The organism is Novosphingobium sp. NFX11 (assembly GCF_057376415.1).
Genome location: NZ_CP080385.1, coordinates 546,923 through 562,834 on the forward strand (window position 1 = coordinate 546,923; position 15,912 = coordinate 562,834).

Here is a 15,912-nt window from a genome sequence, read left to right on the forward strand (position 1 = left end):
GCATCATCCTGCGGCAAGCTGGGCCGAGACGGAACCGGTACGCTCCAGCTTGCCCCAGCCCACGACCCACCCGGCCACCGCAGAGGCGATCGCGCGGATGACGACCCAGTACATGATCTGGCGGTATACCAGTCGCTGCGCCACCAGCAGGTGCGCCGGGTAGCGCGCCCGTCCGCCGTCGAGGCGATAGGCGATCCATCCGCAAAGCACGTCGATCGCGGTGAAGGCGATCCAGTAGGCGCCCATCATGCCGACGTCCCCGCTGGTCTGCGCCCAGCCATGGGCCGAGACCCGCAGCGCGGTGCCGATGATCGAGACCACCAGCGCCAGGTCGATCAGCGGCGAGATCGCGGCGAAGGCGATCTGGAACAGCCACGCCTGCGGCAGTCCGACAAGGCCGAGCCCGGCAGGCTTGCGAGTGCGGATCACCGCGCGGTGCTTCCACAGGCACTGCAGGGTGCCGAAAGCCCAGCGGAAGCGCTGCTTGGCCAGCGCGGTGAAGCTCTCGGGCGCCTCGGTCCAGGCGACGGCGCGCGGGTCGTAAGTGACGCGCCAGCCCGCCCGCTGGATGGCGATGGTGAGGTCCTGGTCCTCGGCGAGCGTGTCCTCCGGATAGCCGCCGACCGAGTCCAGCGCCGCGCGCCGCCATGCGCCGACCGCGCCCGGCACCACGGTCATCGCGTCGAACCCGGCCAGTGCACGGCGTTCGAGGTTCTGCGCGGTGATATACTCGACCGCCTGCCAGCGGGTGACGAGGTTCACCCGGTTGCCGACCCGCGCATCGCCCGCGACGGCGCCGAGCTGCGGGTCCGCGAACCAGCGGGCGAGGCGGCGGATCGTCTCGGGCTCGAACTGAGTGTCGGCGTCGAGGGCGATGACGATCTCGCCGGTCGCCTGCAGCAGTGCGCGGTTGAGGGCGCTGGCCTTGCCGCCGTTCTGCAGCGTCAAAAGCGTCACGCGCGGGTCGTCGCCGAAGACCGACCGCACGATCTCGCTCGTGCCGTCCTTCGATCCGTCGTCGGCGACGATGACCTGCAGCGCGGGGTAGTCGGAGGCGAGCACCCGCGCCACCGATGCGGCGATGACTCGCTCCTCGTTGTAGGCGGGGATGATAACCGAGACGGCAGGCTCGAAATGCGGCGGTTCGGCGCGCTTGCGGCGGCTCTGATACCAGGCGAGCGCGGCCATGATCACCGCGCGCGCGATGCCGAGCGATATCGCGAGGTAGAACACCCAGGCCAGCACCGCCGCGACCGTCATCAGTGCCACGAAGGCGGCAACGTCCACGCGCACGGCGGCAAGATCGGTGGTCGAGATGGCGGGCATCGCCCGCGCCTGCGGAATGCCGACGAGCTGCGATGCGGTGACGAAGGTATATCCCTCGGACTTCAGCGCGCTGATGATACGGGGCAGCGCGGCGACGGTCTGGGCGCGGTCGCCGCCGCCGTCATGCAGCAGGACGACGTTGGTGGCGTTCTGGGGCGTCGCGGAGTGCACTTGCTGGAGCACCTGGTCGACGATCTCGTCCTCGCCCGGGCGCTGCCAGTCGTTGGGATCGACGTGGAGGCCGACGACCGTATAGCCGGCCTCCTGCGCGGCCAGCGCGGGACCGAGTTCGTCAGGCGTCGTCGGCTCGGCGTCTCCGAAGTAGGGCGCGCGGAACAGCGTCATGCTGCGGCCGGTATAGGCTTCGACCAGTCGCTGCGTGGCGTTCAGCTCCAGCCGGGTCTGGCGCGGCCCGGCGTTGGCGAGGTTCGGGTGGGTATACGTGTGATTGCCCAGTTCGTCGCCGTCGGCAACGATGCGCTTGAGCAGGCCGGGGCTGCCCAGCGCGTTCTCGCCGATCACGAAGAACGTCGCGGGCACGTGCGCCGCCTCCAGTTCGCGCAGGATGCGGGGCGTCCACGTGGGGTCAGGGCCGTCGTCGAAGGTCAGTGCAATGCGCTTGGGGTCCGTGCCGCCAGAGCGCTGGACGACGTAGGGCGTCGGCAGCGCGGCGTAGGTTTCCTCGCGGATCATACCGTTGTGGTCGGCGCGTACGGCGCGCTGGCCGTCGCGCGGGGTGGCGGTGATACGCAGGATTTCACCTGAGCCCTCGATGTCGGCGCTGCTGAGCGCGCGCGGGGTCGAGAGGTCCGGAGTGCCACCCTTGCGGAAGGCGTCGAGGTCGTTCCAGAAGCCGGAATCCTCGGTGCCGAGCCGCCACAGCGCCATGTCGCCGATGCCGAGGCGCTTCAGCGCCGACAACTCGTTCCAGCTGGTAGCCGCGTCGAGCATCCAGATCGTGTGGTGGGTCTGTTCGTCGTCGTAGGCGAAGCCTGCATTGCCGCTGGCGGGATCGAAGGAAATCTTCGCGGCGCTGTCATGCGCGGCCAGCCAGGCGTCCTCGATGGCGAGCGCGTCGGTCTGGTCGCCGTGCCAGTCGTAGGCGTAGCTGCCCAGAGCGACGACGAGGTGGTCGGGGCCGATGCGCCTCAGAGCCCCCTGCACTTCGTGGACGAACCAGTCCTGCGCGGCGATCGGGCCGGGCGTGCCGCCCTCCCAGTGCTGGTCGTAGGCCATGAAGATGACCTTGTCGGTAGCCTTGGCGAGAGCCTCGAGCGGCCAGCCACCCTCGTCGTCGGCGGGAGTGGTGACGGCCAGCGAGGTGCCCTTGGGCAACGCTGCATGCAGGCTGCGCAGGAAGGCGAGGTAATCGGGCATGGCGCGCGTAGGCAGTGCCTCAAGATCCATCACCAGCCCGGCGTAGCGTCCTTGCGCGACTGCTCCGGCGAGGCGCTTGGCAAGTGCGAGGCGCTGGGCGGGGTCATGCAGCAGCGCGGCGGTTCCGGCACCATCCCAGCCGTCGGAGGCGACGTTCTGGACCATCGGCAGCACCTTGAAGTGGTGCGATTGGCCCGCGACCAGCCGGTCAAAGCGGGCGTCGGGCTCGACCGTCACCTGATGCTGCGGCCCGGCGATGTTGATCAGCGCGGGCACCACCCAGTCGAGGTCGTTGCCGTGATGGACCAGCGAAAGGAAGCTGGCGTCGTTGCCCGGCAGGTAGAAACCTATGCTGAGCGGCTTCTGCCCCGGCCCCTTGCGACCGCGCGGCAGCCAGGACTTCAGCGCATGCTTCAGCGGCGATCCGTGCAGGGTCGAGGGCTTGAGACGCGGCGTCGGCAGTTCCAGTTCCTGCTGGGCGGGCACCGCGACGAGCGTGGTCGCGAAAGCCGCCGCGCCCAGCAGCACGATGACCAGCAACGCGGCGAGGACACCGCGCGCCCAGCGGCTGCGGCGGCCGGTGGGGTCGTAGAAGATGGGCTTGCTCATGACGTCAGGTGTCCGGGGGTAAGGAATGTGAGCGGGCGATAGGCCCCGCGCAGTGTTCGGGACCTGATCGGCGCCTTAAATTTTCGTCATGTTCGACCGTCATTGCTTCGCTACGCTCGCAATGACGGTCGAGGGCTACCCCATCATCCCGGAGCGGAACCAGCGGCGCATGGCGGGAAGCCGCCTGAGGTCGCAGCCGCAGACCTTGCAGCGGCAGTTCTGCACCCCCGAGGAATCGACCGTGAACTTGCGCGAGGCGACGTGACGCTCGGCATGGCAATCGCTCAAAGTCCCGCTCATGGCTGCAACCCCGCTTCGGGCGCGACTTCATCGAGCGCACGAAAAGTCGTGGCGATCAGGCGCGGCGCATCGTGGCCGAGATAATGGTCGCCGCTCAGACCGATGACCCGCGCGCGGCCTGCGAGAGAGGGCACAGGCTGCCCTTCTCTTCCAGCCCGTAGACGCAGACCACCGGCGCCCAGTCGACCCCGCGCATCGCCAGTAACGGGTGGGCGTCCGGCTTGCCGAGGTAGGCAAGGCCCACCGGATCGGCACGGAAGTAGACGTCGTGCGCAGGTACCGTGAGGTCGATGGCAAGGATCCGGGCACGCAGATCTCGGCGGCAAGTCCGGCGCCGTGGTGGCAAGGATGTCCGCGCCGTAGGACTGGCCCATCAGCACCACCCGGCTTGCTCCCGTACGCGCCAGGGCGAGGCGCACCGCGCCTGCGACGACTGCGTCCGCCTCGGCCCGGGTGCGGCGCGTGGCGAAGACAACCGGGGACGCGACTCCGATCACCGGGACGCCCTTGGCGGCAACGGCGGCGGCGACTTTCTCGCCCATGCCGAAGTGGAAGCCCATGTCTCCGGACAGGAAGACCGCCGCCACGCGCGGATGTGGCTCGGCGGCCGGGAACATCACGATGGGCTCGGTGCCGAGCAGGCCAAGCATCGGAGCGGCCAGCGCAGTGAGACCCAACGCAGCCAGTGCAAACAGCCCAATGGCAAGGCGAGTGCGAACGCGGCTCATGCGATCAGCATCCTTGCCTCGGAGGTGATGGCGGGCACTGGTGCGATCGGGCGGACAAGTTCCCCCTCCCCCGCCGCCGATCAGGCGCGATACGTCGTGCAGCCCCTGGATCAGCCCGATGCCGTGCGGCCCGGCTACGTAGCGCGGTTCCCAGCGGGGGCGAACTTCTCTTTGTAGCCGCGCAGGCCGCGAAAGCCGTAGAAGCGCTCGCCATGGCGGAACACCAGCGCCGCCGCCTTGGCCCATGCGGGCGCGAGCGGGCCACCCTCGATCCCCGACAGCGGCACCATGCCCAGCGTGAAGCGCTTGTATCCGCGCGCCTTTGACCAGAGCAGCAGGTTGGTGAACAGGAAATCCATCGTCCCGCGCGGCGCGTCCTCGCGCTGGCGCATGAGGTCGACCGAGGCTTCGGTGTGGTCCTGCGTGCACCACAGGTTGGCGAAGGCGACGATGCGGTCCTCCACCATGACCAGCGCCATGTCGAAGTTGCTCAGGTATTCGCGGTCGAAGGCGCCGAGACTGAAGCCCTTCTCGCGCTGGCCCTTGGCCGTCATCCATTCGTCGGAGATCGCCTCCAGTTCGTCGAGGATCACCGGCACCGCCGCTGCCGGAACCACCCGCAGCCGCGCGCCCGCGCGAGCGGCGGTGCGCTCCGACTTGCGTACCGAGCGCAGCTGGGGAGTTTCCAGTTCGAACGTGGTGAGATCGACCACCGCCTCCTCCCCATACTTCACGATCTGCAGGCCCATGCCGATGGCAAGGTCGAGCGTGGCGGGCGAAATCTCGTAGAGCACCAGCCGTCCCTGTCGCCGGTGCGACATGTCGCGCAGGGTCCAGAGGAGTTCACCCCACGATCCCTCGTTGCCGACCGGATCACCCATGACGACCCAGCTGCTGCCCTTGACCTGGTACATGACGAAGGCATCCCCCGCCTGGGAGACGAGGAACCGCTTGTCTCCGGTCAGCGCCAGCATCGCCTCGGTGCGCGGACTGGTGGCGAGGATCGCGCGGATCGCCGGGGCATCCTCCATCACCTGCGCGTCGCCGCGCGCGCTGCCGGGCGCGCAAAGCCTCCAGACCGCGAACCCCGCCAGCAACACCGACGAGGCCAGCGCCGCGCGCAAGTAACGCGGGGCATCGGCACGCAGAGCGAACTTCCACCACAGGTCGTCGTTGTAGGGTACATGGCGATAGGCGAAGAGGCCCGCCCAAAGCGCCAGTCCCGCCGCCATCACCACCGCCGCTATCCAGCCCGCGGTGAGCGGCGTCTCGGTCAGCGCGGTGCGGCGGTAGAAGGCCCGGCGCGTCATTTGCAGCAGCGCGGCCAGCGCAAGGCAGGCCAGCGCCTCCTCATAGTCGATGCCCTTGGCCAGCGAGAACACCGCCCCCGCCACCAGCAGCAGCCGCGCGGCAAGGCAGGCGCCGTCGAGCCGGCGGTAGAGTCCCGGCGCCAGCAGCAGCAGCGCGGTGCCGACGAGGCTGGCGGCGATATGGCTCGCCTCAATGACGGGCAGCGGCATGACGTCGGCCAGCAGTCCCATGCGTGCGTGGACGGCAGGCAGCGAGCCCGACAGCAACAGCATGCCGCCGCCAAGGAACGTCGCGCTTGCCAGCAGCAGCGGCGAAAGGCCGGTGGCGACGCTCTGCACCCCGCCGACAAGGCGCGCCACGCGGCGGCTGCGGGCACCCTCGCGCCAGGCCAGCAGCAACGCCGCCAGTGCCAGCGGGAGGAGATAATAGACGAGCCGATAGACGATCAGCCCCGCGAAAAGGTGCGCCCGGTCCCCCGGCGCCACGGCGAGGACCACCGCCTCGAACACGCCGAGGCCGCCCGGCACATGCGTCACCAGCGCCACGACGATGCCCAATGCATAGGCCAGGACGAAGACCGGCAGCTGCGCCGGGTCGGCGCCCGGCAGCAGTACGAAAAGCGCCGCGCCCGCGCAGGCGATGTCGGCGACACTGACGCCGACTTGCGCCGCGATCTCACGCGCGGAAGGCAGCGGCAGGCGGATTCCCGGCAACCTCAACTGCTTCGCCCGCGCAGCCGCGAAGCCCAGCGCGCCCAGCAGAGCCAGCATCGCCGCGCCGAGCGCATGCGCGGCCTGCGGCGTCAGTATCACCGCTCCGAAGTCAAGGCCGCCATCATGGACCAGCATCGCCGCGCCCGCGACGGCCAGCACGCCCGCCCAGAAGTTGCCGGCCGCCAGCATCACCACCTTGGCGACCTCCGGCCCGTCGAGCCCGGCACCAACGTAGATGCGATAGCGCGCCGACCCGCCCGTCAGCAGCGAAAGCCCGAGGTTGTGGCTGAGCGTATAGCTGGTGAACGACGCCAGCGCTGCGGTGCTCCACGGCAGCGGGTGCCCGATCGTCTTGAGCGCTAGGAAATCGTAGAATGTCAGCGCGAAATAGCTGGCAGCGGTCAGCATGAGACTCAGCGCGATCTGACCGGCGTCAAGCGCATGGACGGCCGCGCGCACCTGCGAGTAGCGGATTTCGTGCGTCAGCGTATTCAGCGCGACGAAGCCGAGGGCGATCACCGCCAGCACCGCGCCCGCCTCCACCAGCTTTCGATAGCGCGAGAGGAAAGCAAGCGGCGCGGTCATGCCGGCACCTGCGCGATGCGGGTCCATACCTGCGAGCGGCAGAAAAAGCCGCCAAGGATGCACCCGCTGATCTTCAGCCGGTCGGCCGAGAGAGGCTCGATCCGGGAATCGAAGCGGCGCCCCATGTCGGGAACGAAGACGGTGCCGCGCCAGATGCGGCCCTCGGGGCGGTAGTCCTGCAGCAGTTCGGTGCCGATCAGCGACGCGATCCCGCTGTCCTGCGCGTCGGCCTTCGCCTGGCCGCTGGCCCAGACCACGCGTCCGCACAGGCCTGGCCCGCAGGAACCGGTACGCACGGCGACGCTACCGGACGGGTTGAGCCAGACGCCCTCGACGGGCGTAGCCGCGCGCGCACCGAGCGGCACGGCGAGGAGCGAGAGAAAAAGGGCGGTTCTCAGCAACATGGTGCCGTTTGTGCGCTCGGCCGGATTGCCGGACGCTCGCCACAACATGAACAATCGGCAATCTGGGCGCTGCGCCACCCTCCCATCCCGCTCAGCCTGAGCTTGTCGAAGGCCCCGAGACGTGGCGCTGCGCCTCCCATGCTTCGGCAAGCTCAGCATGAGCGAAGTGGGTGAAATCAGGAAAAGCCTAGCCCCCGAGCGAATACGTGATCACGAAACACGCCACCGTCAGCAGCGACATCGCCAGGATGAACGCCGCATCCGCCACCCGCTCCAGTCCGTGCAGCCGTGTCGAGGACTGCACCCTCAGCGCGAAGTAAGAGGCCAGCGTCGCCAGCAGGAACAGCAGCGCATCGACCGAGAGCAGATCGTCGGCGATCGTCTCATGTCCTCGCACCGACACCGCCACGCGCAGCAGCCCGATGCCGGTCATGCAGACCCCCACCATGCCCGAGGCGATCGGGCAGATCAGGCGGCAGGTCCGCTCGTCGAGGATGGCAGTGTCGGTATCCATGTGGTCTCAACTCTTGTCGTGGCGCGCCCAAGGTGCATACGATGCGCGGAGCCTCCCCGGCTGGAGGGAACATGAGCGAAAGTTAATCCGCTCCCCATCGCGCCGAAGGACCACACGGCTCACAACGGAAGGACCGCAAGTGTGAGGAAGGCGCGTTGAGCCAGAAGATCCTGCTCGTCGAGGACGATGCCGACACCGCCGACTTCATCGCCAAGGGCCTCGACGAGGCGGGCTTCACGGTAGACCGCGCCGCCAACGGGCGCGACGGCCTGTTTCTGGGCACGGACGGCGGATATGCGTGCATCGTGCTCGACCGGATGCTGCCGGGGCTGGACGGGATGGCGGTGCTGGCGGCCCTGCGCGGGGCGGGGCTGGATACGCCGGTGATCATCCTCTCCGCGCTCGGATCGCCCGAGGACCGCATCAAGGGCCTCACCAACGGTTGCGACGACTATCTGGTGAAGCCTTTCGCCTTCGCCGAACTGCTCGCCCGCATCCGGCTGCTGATCCGACGCGGCGCACCTGCCGCCGTGGCGGAAACGGTGCTGCGCTGCGACGATCTGGAAATGGACCTCCTTGCCCGCCGCGTGCGCCGGGGCGAGCGAGTCATCGAACTGCAGCCGCGCGAATTCCGACTGCTCGAATTCCTGCTGCGCCATGCCGATCAGGTGGTGACCCGCACGATGCTGCTCGAAGGCGTGTGGGATTACCACTTCGACCCCGGCACCAATGTCGTCGACGTCCACCTCAGCCGCCTGCGCAAGAAGATCGACGAGGGCGAGGCGCGCCGCCTGCTCCATACCGTGCGCGGCGCGGGCTATCGCATCGGCGCCGAACCGTGAAAATCTGGCACTCGACGACGTTCCGTTTCGCCGCGCTCGTCTTCCTGTTCCAGATCGTCGCGGCTGCGGTACTGCTGCTCGGCCCGGCGCTGCTGCTGCGATCGCAGAGCCATGCGGACGCCGTGGCCGTCGCCGTGACCCTGCGCGACGACCTGCTCGACGCCTATAACGAGGGCGGCGAACCGGCGATCTCCCGCGCCATCGACGCCAAAGTTTCGCGCCGGATCGAGCGGGCGAGTGTGCTCTTCCTCGCCAACCCGGACGGCACTCGCTTGACCGGCAATCTCGATAGCTTGCCGCCCGACCTCACACCCGGCACGCCTTATGCGCTGGAGAAGCTGCCGCGCTCCGGCCATACCGCGCCGGAGGCGATGCTGATCCAGTCGGTCCGCCTGCGGGACGGTTCGATCCTGGTCACCGGAACGGTGGTGGAGACGGAACGGCAGGTGCTGGCCCTGCTCGAACGCACCTCGATGATCGCGCTGGCGCTCTCCGTGGTTTTCGCGGCCTTCGCCGCCTACGTCTCGACGCGACTGATCCTCAACCGTCTGCGCGCGAGCGTCGCCACCTTGCGCGACGTGCGCGAAGGTCGCCTCTCCCGCCGTGTACCGGCAGACGACACCGGCGACGCCTTCGCACTGCTAGGCAGCGAGGTGAACCAGGCGCTCGACCGCATGGCCGCGCTCAATGACGAGCTGAAGCTGGCCACCGACGCCCTCGCCCACGACCTGAAATCGCCCCTGACGCGGATGCGCGCCGCGCTCGACCGGGCGGCGCAGCACGTCGAGGACCCCTCGCCCAGCCCTTCGTCGATCAGGCCCTGACCGAAAGCGAACGCCTGATGGCGATCGTCGAGACCGCCCTGTCGATCACCCGCGCCGAAGCGGGCATGGGCCGCGAGAGCCTGGCCGACGCCGACTTGTCCGAACTGCTGGAGACGGTGGCGGAAATCTATGCGCCCATGGTCGAGGATCAGGGCCGCGCGATCGTGGTCGTCGCCCCGGCCGCGCTGCACATGCGGGTCCATCGCCAGTTGCTCGATCAGGCGCTGGGCAATCTCCTCGACAATACACTCAAGTACGGGGCTGGCACAATCACCCTGTCTCTGGTGCCAGAGGCGGACGGCGCGGCGGTCGTCGTGGCCGACGAAGGCCCCGGCATTGCGCCCGAGCGCCGCGAGCAGGCGCTGCGCCGGTTCACCCGGCTGGACGAAGCGCGCGGCGGCTGGGGCGCGGGCCTAGGCCTCTCGCTGGTGCAGGCGGTGGCGCACCTCCACGGCGGCACGGTGGACTTGCGCGACGCCGCGCCGGGGCTGGCGGTGCGGATCAGGCTGGTAGAGCCGCCCCCGCGCGCCTGAAGCACCATTATCCGCCATTCCATCGCCGTCATCCCCGCAAAAGCGGGGACCCATCTCCCGACATCGCAGGGTGCACCGGCATCAGATGGGTTCCCGCCTTCGCGGGAATGACGGGATCGGGTGCGGGGCCGTAGCATTCCTATGCCCGGTTCCGGTTGCGGCACCGCGCCAAGGCTGCAATAGCTACCGGCGGGTGCTCGCCGATCCCGGCAAGCAGGTTTCGCAGTGCCGGTCGGGCCGCCGGTGCACTTGCCCCCAAGCCCGGAGCCCCGCATGGTCCTCTCCCACCTCAAGACCCCCAGTGCCCTTCGCCAGTTTCTCGACGGCCAGTCATCCGCCGGCCTGTTCCTGATGGCGATGGCCGCGATCGCCCTGGTCCTCGCCAATTCGCCGCTGGCGCACGGGTATGAGGCGATGCTGCACGCCCATCTCGGCCCACTATCGCTGGCGCACTGGATCAACGACGGGCTGATGGCGATATTCTTTCTACTGGTCGGGCTGGAGATCAAGCGCGAGATGCTCGACGGCCAGCTCTCGTCGTGGTCGCGCCGGGTGCTGCCCGGCATCGCCGCGCTGGGCGGCATGGCGGCGCCCGCACTGCTGTTCTACGCCTTCAACACCGGCGACACGGCGAAGGGCTGGGCCATTGCCGCCGCCACCGACATCGCCTTCGCGCTGGGCGTGATCTCGCTGCTCGGCAAGCGGGTGCCCGCCTCGCTTCGGGTGTTCCTGGCCGCGCTGGCGATCATCGACGACCTTGGCGCGGTGATCATCATCGCGCTGTTCTACACCGCATCGATCTCGGTGACCGACCTTGCGGGGGCAGCGCTCGTGCTCGGCGTCCTGATCGCCCTGAACCGGATGAAGGTGCGCCATCTCCTGCCCTACCTGCTGCTGGGGGCCGTGCTGTGGGTGCTAACCTACCGTTCCGGCATCCATGCGACGCTGGCGGGTGTCGCGCTTGCCCTGACGATCCCGATGGACGTGACGCCGAGCCATCCGGACGGAGACGCGACCAGCCCGCTGCACCGGCTGGAGCATGCGCTTCATGTCCCTGCCGGCTTCCTCATCGTGCCGCTCTTCGCCCTCGCCAATGCGGGCGTGCCGGTGCTGGGCCTGCCTGCCGAAACACTGGTCGCGCCGGTGACGCTGGGTGTGACGGTCGGGCTGTTGATCGGCAAGCCCGTGGGCGTGTTCGGCCTCTCGATGATCGCCATGCGGCTCGGTCTCGCAGACGCGCCCGCCCATGCCAGCCGGCTGCAGATGCTGGGCGTCGCCATGTTGTGCGGGATCGGCTTCACCATGAGCCTGTTCATCGCGCTTCTGGCCTTCCCCGACGCGCCCGCGCTGCAGTCCGAGGCGAAGCTCGGCATCCTTGCGGGATCCCTACTGTCCGGTCTGCTGGGCTATGGCTTGTTGAGATTTGCGGACAGGGAATCCCCGGCCCGGTAATGGGCCTCAGGCGGCAGCCGACTGGTTGCGCCCGCTCCGCTTCGCGCGATATAACGCTATGTCGGCGGCCGCAACGATCCGCTCCGGATCGCTGTCGACCGACAATGGAGCGATGCCGACGCTCACGGTCGCGGCGATGACGCTTCCCGACGATGTTTCCACCCCCGCGCCAAGGCGCAGGCGAATGCGCTCGCACACCTGTTGCGCCCGCTCAACTGAAAGCCCGGCCAGCAACACCGCGAATTCCTCGCCGCCAAGCCGCGCGACGAGATCCCCCTCACGCACCGCGGCCCGGACGATGGCCACGAAACGAACCAGCACCGCGTCGCCGGCGGCATGGCCGTATTCGTCGTTGATCCGCTTGAAATGGTCGAGGTCGAAGACAGCGAGGCAGCCCGCTTCCGCCCCGATGGGTGGAGATGCGACCAGCGCGGCGAGCGCATCGTCGAATGCACGGCGATTGCAGGCGCCCGTCAGCGGATCGGTCATCGCCTTTTGCTTGAGAGCCTCGACGATATGGCGTCGCTCTGTGACCTCGCGGATGATACTGACGGTGCCCGAGACATTCCCGTCGGCATCGACCATCGCACGCACATGGCTCTCAACCCATATGATCGCGCCGCTCTTCTGGATGACGCGATACTCGACGATGGCACTTTCCTCCGGCGCGGCCAGCACCACCCGGCGCGTATCGAGCACCATTGGTAGATCGTCCGGCACGATGAGGTTGAACAGCGGCCGTCCCCCAAGTTCGATAGCCGGGTAGCCGGTGACACGCTCCACCGAAGGTGATGCGTAGCGCACCGTGCCGTCGATCCCGGCGCGCAGTACCACGTCGCTCATGCGGTCGAGGACAAGGCGGTGCAACGCTTCGGCGGCATGCAGGCGCTCGACGATCCGCCGCCGCGCGTAGAGTTCCGCTGCAAGCGGCAGGAGCAGCAGGACGATGGACGCAAAATAGATCTGCAGTACCTGCAGCTTGAGCGCCATTCCGCCAGCAAGCAGCGCCGTCGGCCCCAGCCCTGCCAGCGAACAGCCAAGGCCCACCAGGATCACGATCACGATGGAGGATACCGCGCCGAACCGGCCGAGCCTGAACGTCGCGGCGATCATCGGCAGGAACGGGACGACGACAAGGGGAATCCTGCTTTGTCCGAATGTCACCAACGAGGCGAGCAGGACCAGGCCAAGCAGTCCGAACGTCCGCTTGCGCACGCGCGTTCCCGCCGTGCGCGTCCAGTGCGCGACATCGCCACGCAAGAACAGCAGCAGCGGCGGCGCGAAGACGACGAAGCCCAGCGCATGCCCGGCATACCAGTCCCGCCAGGCCGACCAGAAGCCGATGTCACGCACCGCACTGGTCATGACCGCTGCGAGAAGCGCCGTAACGGCGGGCACCATGATCCCGCAGACGACGATGAACGCCGTCACTTCCGCTACCGACTGGAAGCGACCGAACCGGGGAAACACCCTCCGCATAAGCCACGCGGCGCCGACCGCCTCGATGATGCAGAGCAGCGGCAGGCCAACCCCGGTCAGTCCCTTGAACCCGAACAGTTGGGAGGCACAGATGGCCAGCGGCGTGCAGACGAACGCCAGTGGCGCCCAGCGCCTGTGCGGCGTGACCTGGAGCCGGGCGAACAGCACCGACCCCGCCAGCCAGACCACCGCGATGCCGCCGTCGAAACGGGTCAGCACGAGCGCTAGCGACGCACACGCGAAGTATGCGAGCGCGGTGCCAAGCACCTCACCCGGATACCACCTGTTGCGACGATACGACTCGTGACCCATCACCTTCGCCTAATGAAACATGGTTTATTCGCGGTAAATACGTAGGCATCACAGGCGTCAGCGCTCGCACGTGTAGCACGGTGTACCGCCTTTCGCCGAAGAGCGGTGAAAACCGCAGATGGCGCGGGAGCTTTGACGACAGGCAAGGCAGACAAGGACATCGGGCGCCGGGATCGTCTCGGGGTTGGGCCAGGAGATCTGCGTGGACGAGTTGCTGGGGCGTCGCCGGGCGATGCAATTGATGGGCACGGGCGCGGTGGCGGCCTCGATGGCTTCGCATCCTGCCATGGCAGCGGACGGGTCTCCGGTCGCCAGGGCCACTGTCGCGAACGATGTTAAGATGCGCCGGGCCTACGTGGATGGTCCCTACGGCCAGATCCATTATCTGGATGCCGGGAAGGGACGCCCGCTGGTCCTGCTGCACCAGGCGGTGATGACCGCCAACCAGTTCGACCGCGTCTTCGCACCGCTGGTTGCTCATGGCTTTCGCCCCATAGCGATCGATCTGCCCGGCTTCGGCCTTTCTGACCGACCGCCTTTCGAACCCAAGGTCAGCGACTATGCAGTGGTGGTTCCGGCCGTGCTCGACGCACTCGGCATCCGACGCGCGGCCATCGTCGGCCATCACACTGGGGCGCTGGTGACCAACGAGGTGGCGATCCAGTTCCCCGAGCGTGTCACCGCCAACGTCATCTGCGGTCCGCTCTTTATCCCCGACGAGCAGCGGGCCGCCCTAATCGCCGACATCGGCGGGCGCGAGCGGGCGTTCCGTGCGCTGCCTCATGCCGCGCACATGAACCAGTTGGCTGAAGCGCGCGAACGCTATGCGATGGGCACGATCGGGCCGGAGCGCATCAGCGATTACGTCGTTCAGGCGATGCTCGCGTTCCAGCGGGGTGCCTACTGGTACGGCCACAATGCGGGCCTGACCTATCGGCAGGAAGCGCCGCTGATGAAGATCCGCCAGCCCACACTGTTGCTGACCAACACCGGCGACATGCTCTACCAGTCGGCCCTGAAGGCCAAGGAGATGCGCCCCGACTTCAAGCTGGTGGAACTGCAGGGCGGCGGGATCGACATCGTCGACCAGCAGCCCGAGCAGTGGTCAGCCGCGATCGCCGATTTCCTCCGTTCGATCGCCTGAGTGGTCAGGCGGAGAGGATCGCCACGTCTTCTTCGCGCGGGACGCTGCCTTCGAACGAGGGCAGAAGCTCGAAGCTCTCCGAAGTCAACGTGGCATCGGCCAGTCCGGCCAGCTTGAACTGGCCGAGCTTCGGCTCCTCGTCGCTGCGAATAGCCTTTTCCGGATTGAGCGCGCAGATGAACAGGTCGCCCCTGCGCTCGAACATGAGATGGGGCGCGAGCCGGATCACGGCACCATTATAACGCGCTTCCACGAACCTGCGCGTCGTGATCGCTTCCATTATTGTCAAACGCGGATCACTCATTTCACTTTGCTCTTTGCACCGGCGACCATTTTTGCATCGCAGCATAATCGGGGATTTGGCCGCTCAACGCAAGCCGCTCATGGCCTGTATCCATTTCCCTTTTCATCGCAACGATCTGCAGATACCCTGCGCCCCTCTGGCGGGAATGGGCGATCCAATGTTCGGTTTTCTGAAGAAGCAGTTCGTCGATGTCATCGACTGGCTGGAGCAGCCCGGTGACCTCGCCTGGCGTGTCCCTTTCGAGGATCGCGAGATCCAGAACGGCGCGCAGCTGACCGTGCGCGAAGGCCAGACAGCGCTGTTCATCAATGAAGGCAACCTGGCGGACACTTTCGATGCCGGCCTGCACCATCTCGATACCGCCAACCTGCCGGTGCTGACCAGCCTGATGAACTGGGACAAGGGCTTCCGCTCTCCGTTCAAGTCGGACGTCGTGTTCCTGTCGTTTAAGGAGCAGCAGGGCCTCAAGTGGGGCACCGGGCAGCCGGTGACGGTGCGTGATGCGGAATTCGGCGCCTTGCGGCTGCGGGCTTTCGGCTCCTATTCGTTCCGCATATCCGCCATAGAGCCTTTCGTGGACCGTATCCTCGGCACTCTGAACAGCGTGACAGCTGCGTCGCTCGAACCGCAGTTGCGCGCCGCGATCCAGACCTCGATCGCTACCGCGCTCGGCAGCGGCGGCGTCCCCTTCCTCGACCTTGCGGCGAACCAGCAGGCGCTGTCAGAGCGCATCCGCGTCGAGGTCGACAAGGCCTTCTCGCAATGGGGCCTGACGTGCCTTTCGTTCTATGTCGAAAGCATTTCGCTTCCCGAAGAAGTGCAAGCCCATCTCGACAAGGGCTCTTCGATGCGGGTGCTGGGCGATCTGAGCAATTATACCCGCTTCCAGGCTGCTGAAGCTATCGAGGCCGCTGCCGGGCAGGAGGGCGGCTCGGTAGCCGGGATCGGCGCAGGCGTGGCAGCGGCGACAGCGCTTGGCGGCGCCATGGCGCAGGGCCTCGGTTCGCAGAGTGCAGCAGGCCCCTTCTCTCCGGCAACCGAAGAAGATCCGACCGCCACGATCGAAAAGCTTCACAAGCTGGTGACGCTGGGTGCACTCAGCCAGGAGGAGTTCGACGCCAAGAAGGCCGAGCTTCTCTCCCGCATCCGCTGACA

At 67.6% G+C, this 15,912-nt stretch carries 14 protein-coding genes; 6 read left to right on the forward strand and 8 right to left on the reverse strand.

Annotated elements, in window-relative coordinates; translation table 11 throughout:
- Nucleotides 1-3 precede the first annotated feature (3 nt).
- The 6 genes from KZO24_RS20280 to KZO24_RS20305 form a co-directional block, all read right to left on the reverse strand.
- Nucleotides 4-3,312, reverse strand: a complete 3,309-nt coding sequence (locus KZO24_RS20280; RefSeq protein ID WP_271182787.1) for a trifunctional glycoside hydrolase family 18/polysaccharide deacetylase/glycosyltransferase family 2 protein — start codon at nucleotides 3,310-3,312, stop codon at nucleotides 4-6.
- A 135-nt stretch (nucleotides 3,313-3,447) separates the two neighbouring features.
- Nucleotides 3,448-3,612 (reverse strand): hypothetical protein, encoded by a 165-nt coding sequence (locus KZO24_RS20285; RefSeq protein ID WP_155986210.1) that lies wholly within the window; start codon nucleotides 3,610-3,612, stop codon nucleotides 3,448-3,450.
- Nucleotides 3,609-4,340, reverse strand: coding sequence for an AcvB/VirJ family lysyl-phosphatidylglycerol hydrolase (locus tag KZO24_RS20290; RefSeq protein ID WP_486487618.1), 732 nt, complete (start codon nucleotides 4,338-4,340; stop codon nucleotides 3,609-3,611). The genes KZO24_RS20285 and KZO24_RS20290 overlap by 4 nt, the downstream gene beginning before the upstream one ends.
- Before the next feature lie 134 nt (nucleotides 4,341-4,474).
- Entirely contained in the window at nucleotides 4,475-6,949 is a 2,475-nt protein-coding gene (gene mprF / locus KZO24_RS20295; RefSeq protein WP_486487619.1) for a bifunctional lysylphosphatidylglycerol flippase/synthetase MprF, read from the reverse strand.
- Nucleotides 6,946-7,353 (reverse strand): DUF2147 domain-containing protein, encoded by a 408-nt coding sequence (locus KZO24_RS20300; RefSeq protein WP_036525312.1) that lies wholly within the window; start codon nucleotides 7,351-7,353, stop codon nucleotides 6,946-6,948. The genes mprF and KZO24_RS20300 overlap by 4 nt, the downstream gene beginning before the upstream one ends.
- Before the next feature lie 187 nt (nucleotides 7,354-7,540).
- A complete protein-coding gene (locus KZO24_RS20305) occupies nucleotides 7,541-7,867 on the reverse strand; it encodes a hypothetical protein (protein WP_008833323.1) in 327 nt (108 codons plus the stop codon).
- A 155-nt stretch (nucleotides 7,868-8,022) separates the two neighbouring features.
- On the opposite strand from KZO24_RS20305, the gene KZO24_RS20310 reads away from it, so the two are divergent.
- The 4 genes from KZO24_RS20310 to nhaA all read left to right on the forward strand — a co-directional run bounded on the left by KZO24_RS20310 (nucleotide 8,023) and on the right by nhaA (nucleotide 11,518).
- Nucleotides 8,023-8,709 carry a winged helix-turn-helix domain-containing protein gene (locus KZO24_RS20310; protein WP_271182784.1) on the forward strand — a complete coding sequence of 229 codons (687 nt, stop codon included), beginning with the start codon at nucleotides 8,023-8,025 and terminating at the stop codon, nucleotides 8,707-8,709.
- Complete coding sequence (locus KZO24_RS20315; RefSeq protein WP_486487620.1) at nucleotides 8,706-9,533, forward strand: hypothetical protein; 828 nt, start codon at nucleotides 8,706-8,708, stop codon at nucleotides 9,531-9,533. The genes KZO24_RS20310 and KZO24_RS20315 overlap by 4 nt, the downstream gene beginning before the upstream one ends.
- A 17-nt stretch (nucleotides 9,534-9,550) precedes the next feature.
- Complete coding sequence (locus tag KZO24_RS20320) at nucleotides 9,551-10,066, forward strand: sensor histidine kinase (RefSeq protein ID WP_486487621.1); 516 nt, start codon at nucleotides 9,551-9,553, stop codon at nucleotides 10,064-10,066.
- A gap of 273 nt (nucleotides 10,067-10,339) precedes the next feature.
- On the forward strand, nucleotides 10,340-11,518 hold the full coding sequence (nhaA, locus tag KZO24_RS20325; RefSeq protein WP_271182782.1) for a Na+/H+ antiporter NhaA: 1,179 nt from the start codon (nucleotides 10,340-10,342) through the stop codon (nucleotides 11,516-11,518).
- A 6-nt stretch (nucleotides 11,519-11,524) separates the two neighbouring features.
- Here the strand turns inward: nhaA and KZO24_RS20330 are convergent, their stop codons facing one another.
- On the reverse strand, nucleotides 11,525-13,309 hold the full coding sequence (locus KZO24_RS20330; RefSeq protein WP_486487622.1) for a sensor domain-containing diguanylate cyclase: 1,785 nt from the start codon (nucleotides 13,307-13,309) through the stop codon (nucleotides 11,525-11,527).
- 202 nt (nucleotides 13,310-13,511) lie between these two features.
- Between KZO24_RS20330 and KZO24_RS20335 the strand changes: the two genes are divergently transcribed.
- A complete protein-coding gene (locus KZO24_RS20335; protein ID WP_271182781.1) occupies nucleotides 13,512-14,453 on the forward strand; it encodes an alpha/beta fold hydrolase in 942 nt (313 codons plus the stop codon).
- 4 nt (nucleotides 14,454-14,457) lie between these two features.
- Here KZO24_RS20335 and KZO24_RS20340 read toward each other — a convergent pair whose 3' ends face one another.
- Complete coding sequence (locus KZO24_RS20340) at nucleotides 14,458-14,757, reverse strand: hypothetical protein (protein WP_285017633.1); 300 nt, start codon at nucleotides 14,755-14,757, stop codon at nucleotides 14,458-14,460.
- Nucleotides 14,758-14,914: 157 nt separating this feature from the next.
- On the opposite strand from KZO24_RS20340, the gene KZO24_RS20345 reads away from it, so the two are divergent.
- Nucleotides 14,915-15,910 (forward strand): SPFH domain-containing protein, encoded by a 996-nt coding sequence (locus KZO24_RS20345; RefSeq protein ID WP_271182779.1) that lies wholly within the window; start codon nucleotides 14,915-14,917, stop codon nucleotides 15,908-15,910.
- The last annotated feature ends 2 nt before the right edge of the window (nucleotides 15,911-15,912 follow it).

What these genes read in the sequence shown, in the direction of transcription:
- KZO24_RS20345 (WP_271182779.1), top strand. Translation starts at nt 14,915, where the DNA reads ATGTTCGGTTTTCTGAAGAAGCAGTTCGTCGATGTCATCGACTGGCTG.
- KZO24_RS20330 (WP_486487622.1), bottom strand. Translation starts at nt 13,309, where the DNA reads ATGGGTCACGAGTCGTATCGTCGCAACAGGTGGTATCCGGGTGAGGTG.
- KZO24_RS20285 (WP_155986210.1), bottom strand. Translation starts at nt 3,612, where the DNA reads ATGAGCGGGACTTTGAGCGATTGCCATGCCGAGCGTCACGTCGCCTCG.
- nhaA (WP_271182782.1), top strand. Translation starts at nt 10,340, where the DNA reads ATGGTCCTCTCCCACCTCAAGACCCCCAGTGCCCTTCGCCAGTTTCTC.
- KZO24_RS20290 (WP_486487618.1), bottom strand. Translation starts at nt 4,340, where the DNA reads ATGAGCCGCGTTCGCACTCGCCTTGCCATTGGGCTGTTTGCACTGGCT.
- KZO24_RS20305 (WP_008833323.1), bottom strand. Translation starts at nt 7,867, where the DNA reads ATGGATACCGACACTGCCATCCTCGACGAGCGGACCTGCCGCCTGATC.
- mprF (WP_486487619.1), bottom strand. Translation starts at nt 6,949, where the DNA reads ATGACCGCGCCGCTTGCTTTCCTCTCGCGCTATCGAAAGCTGGTGGAG.
- KZO24_RS20280 (WP_271182787.1), bottom strand. Translation starts at nt 3,312, where the DNA reads ATGAGCAAGCCCATCTTCTACGACCCCACCGGCCGCCGCAGCCGCTGG.
- KZO24_RS20340 (WP_285017633.1), bottom strand. Translation starts at nt 14,757, where the DNA reads ATGAGTGATCCGCGTTTGACAATAATGGAAGCGATCACGACGCGCAGG.
- KZO24_RS20320 (WP_486487621.1), top strand. Translation starts at nt 9,551, where the DNA reads ATGGCGATCGTCGAGACCGCCCTGTCGATCACCCGCGCCGAAGCGGGC.
- KZO24_RS20300 (WP_036525312.1), bottom strand. Translation starts at nt 7,353, where the DNA reads ATGTTGCTGAGAACCGCCCTTTTTCTCTCGCTCCTCGCCGTGCCGCTC.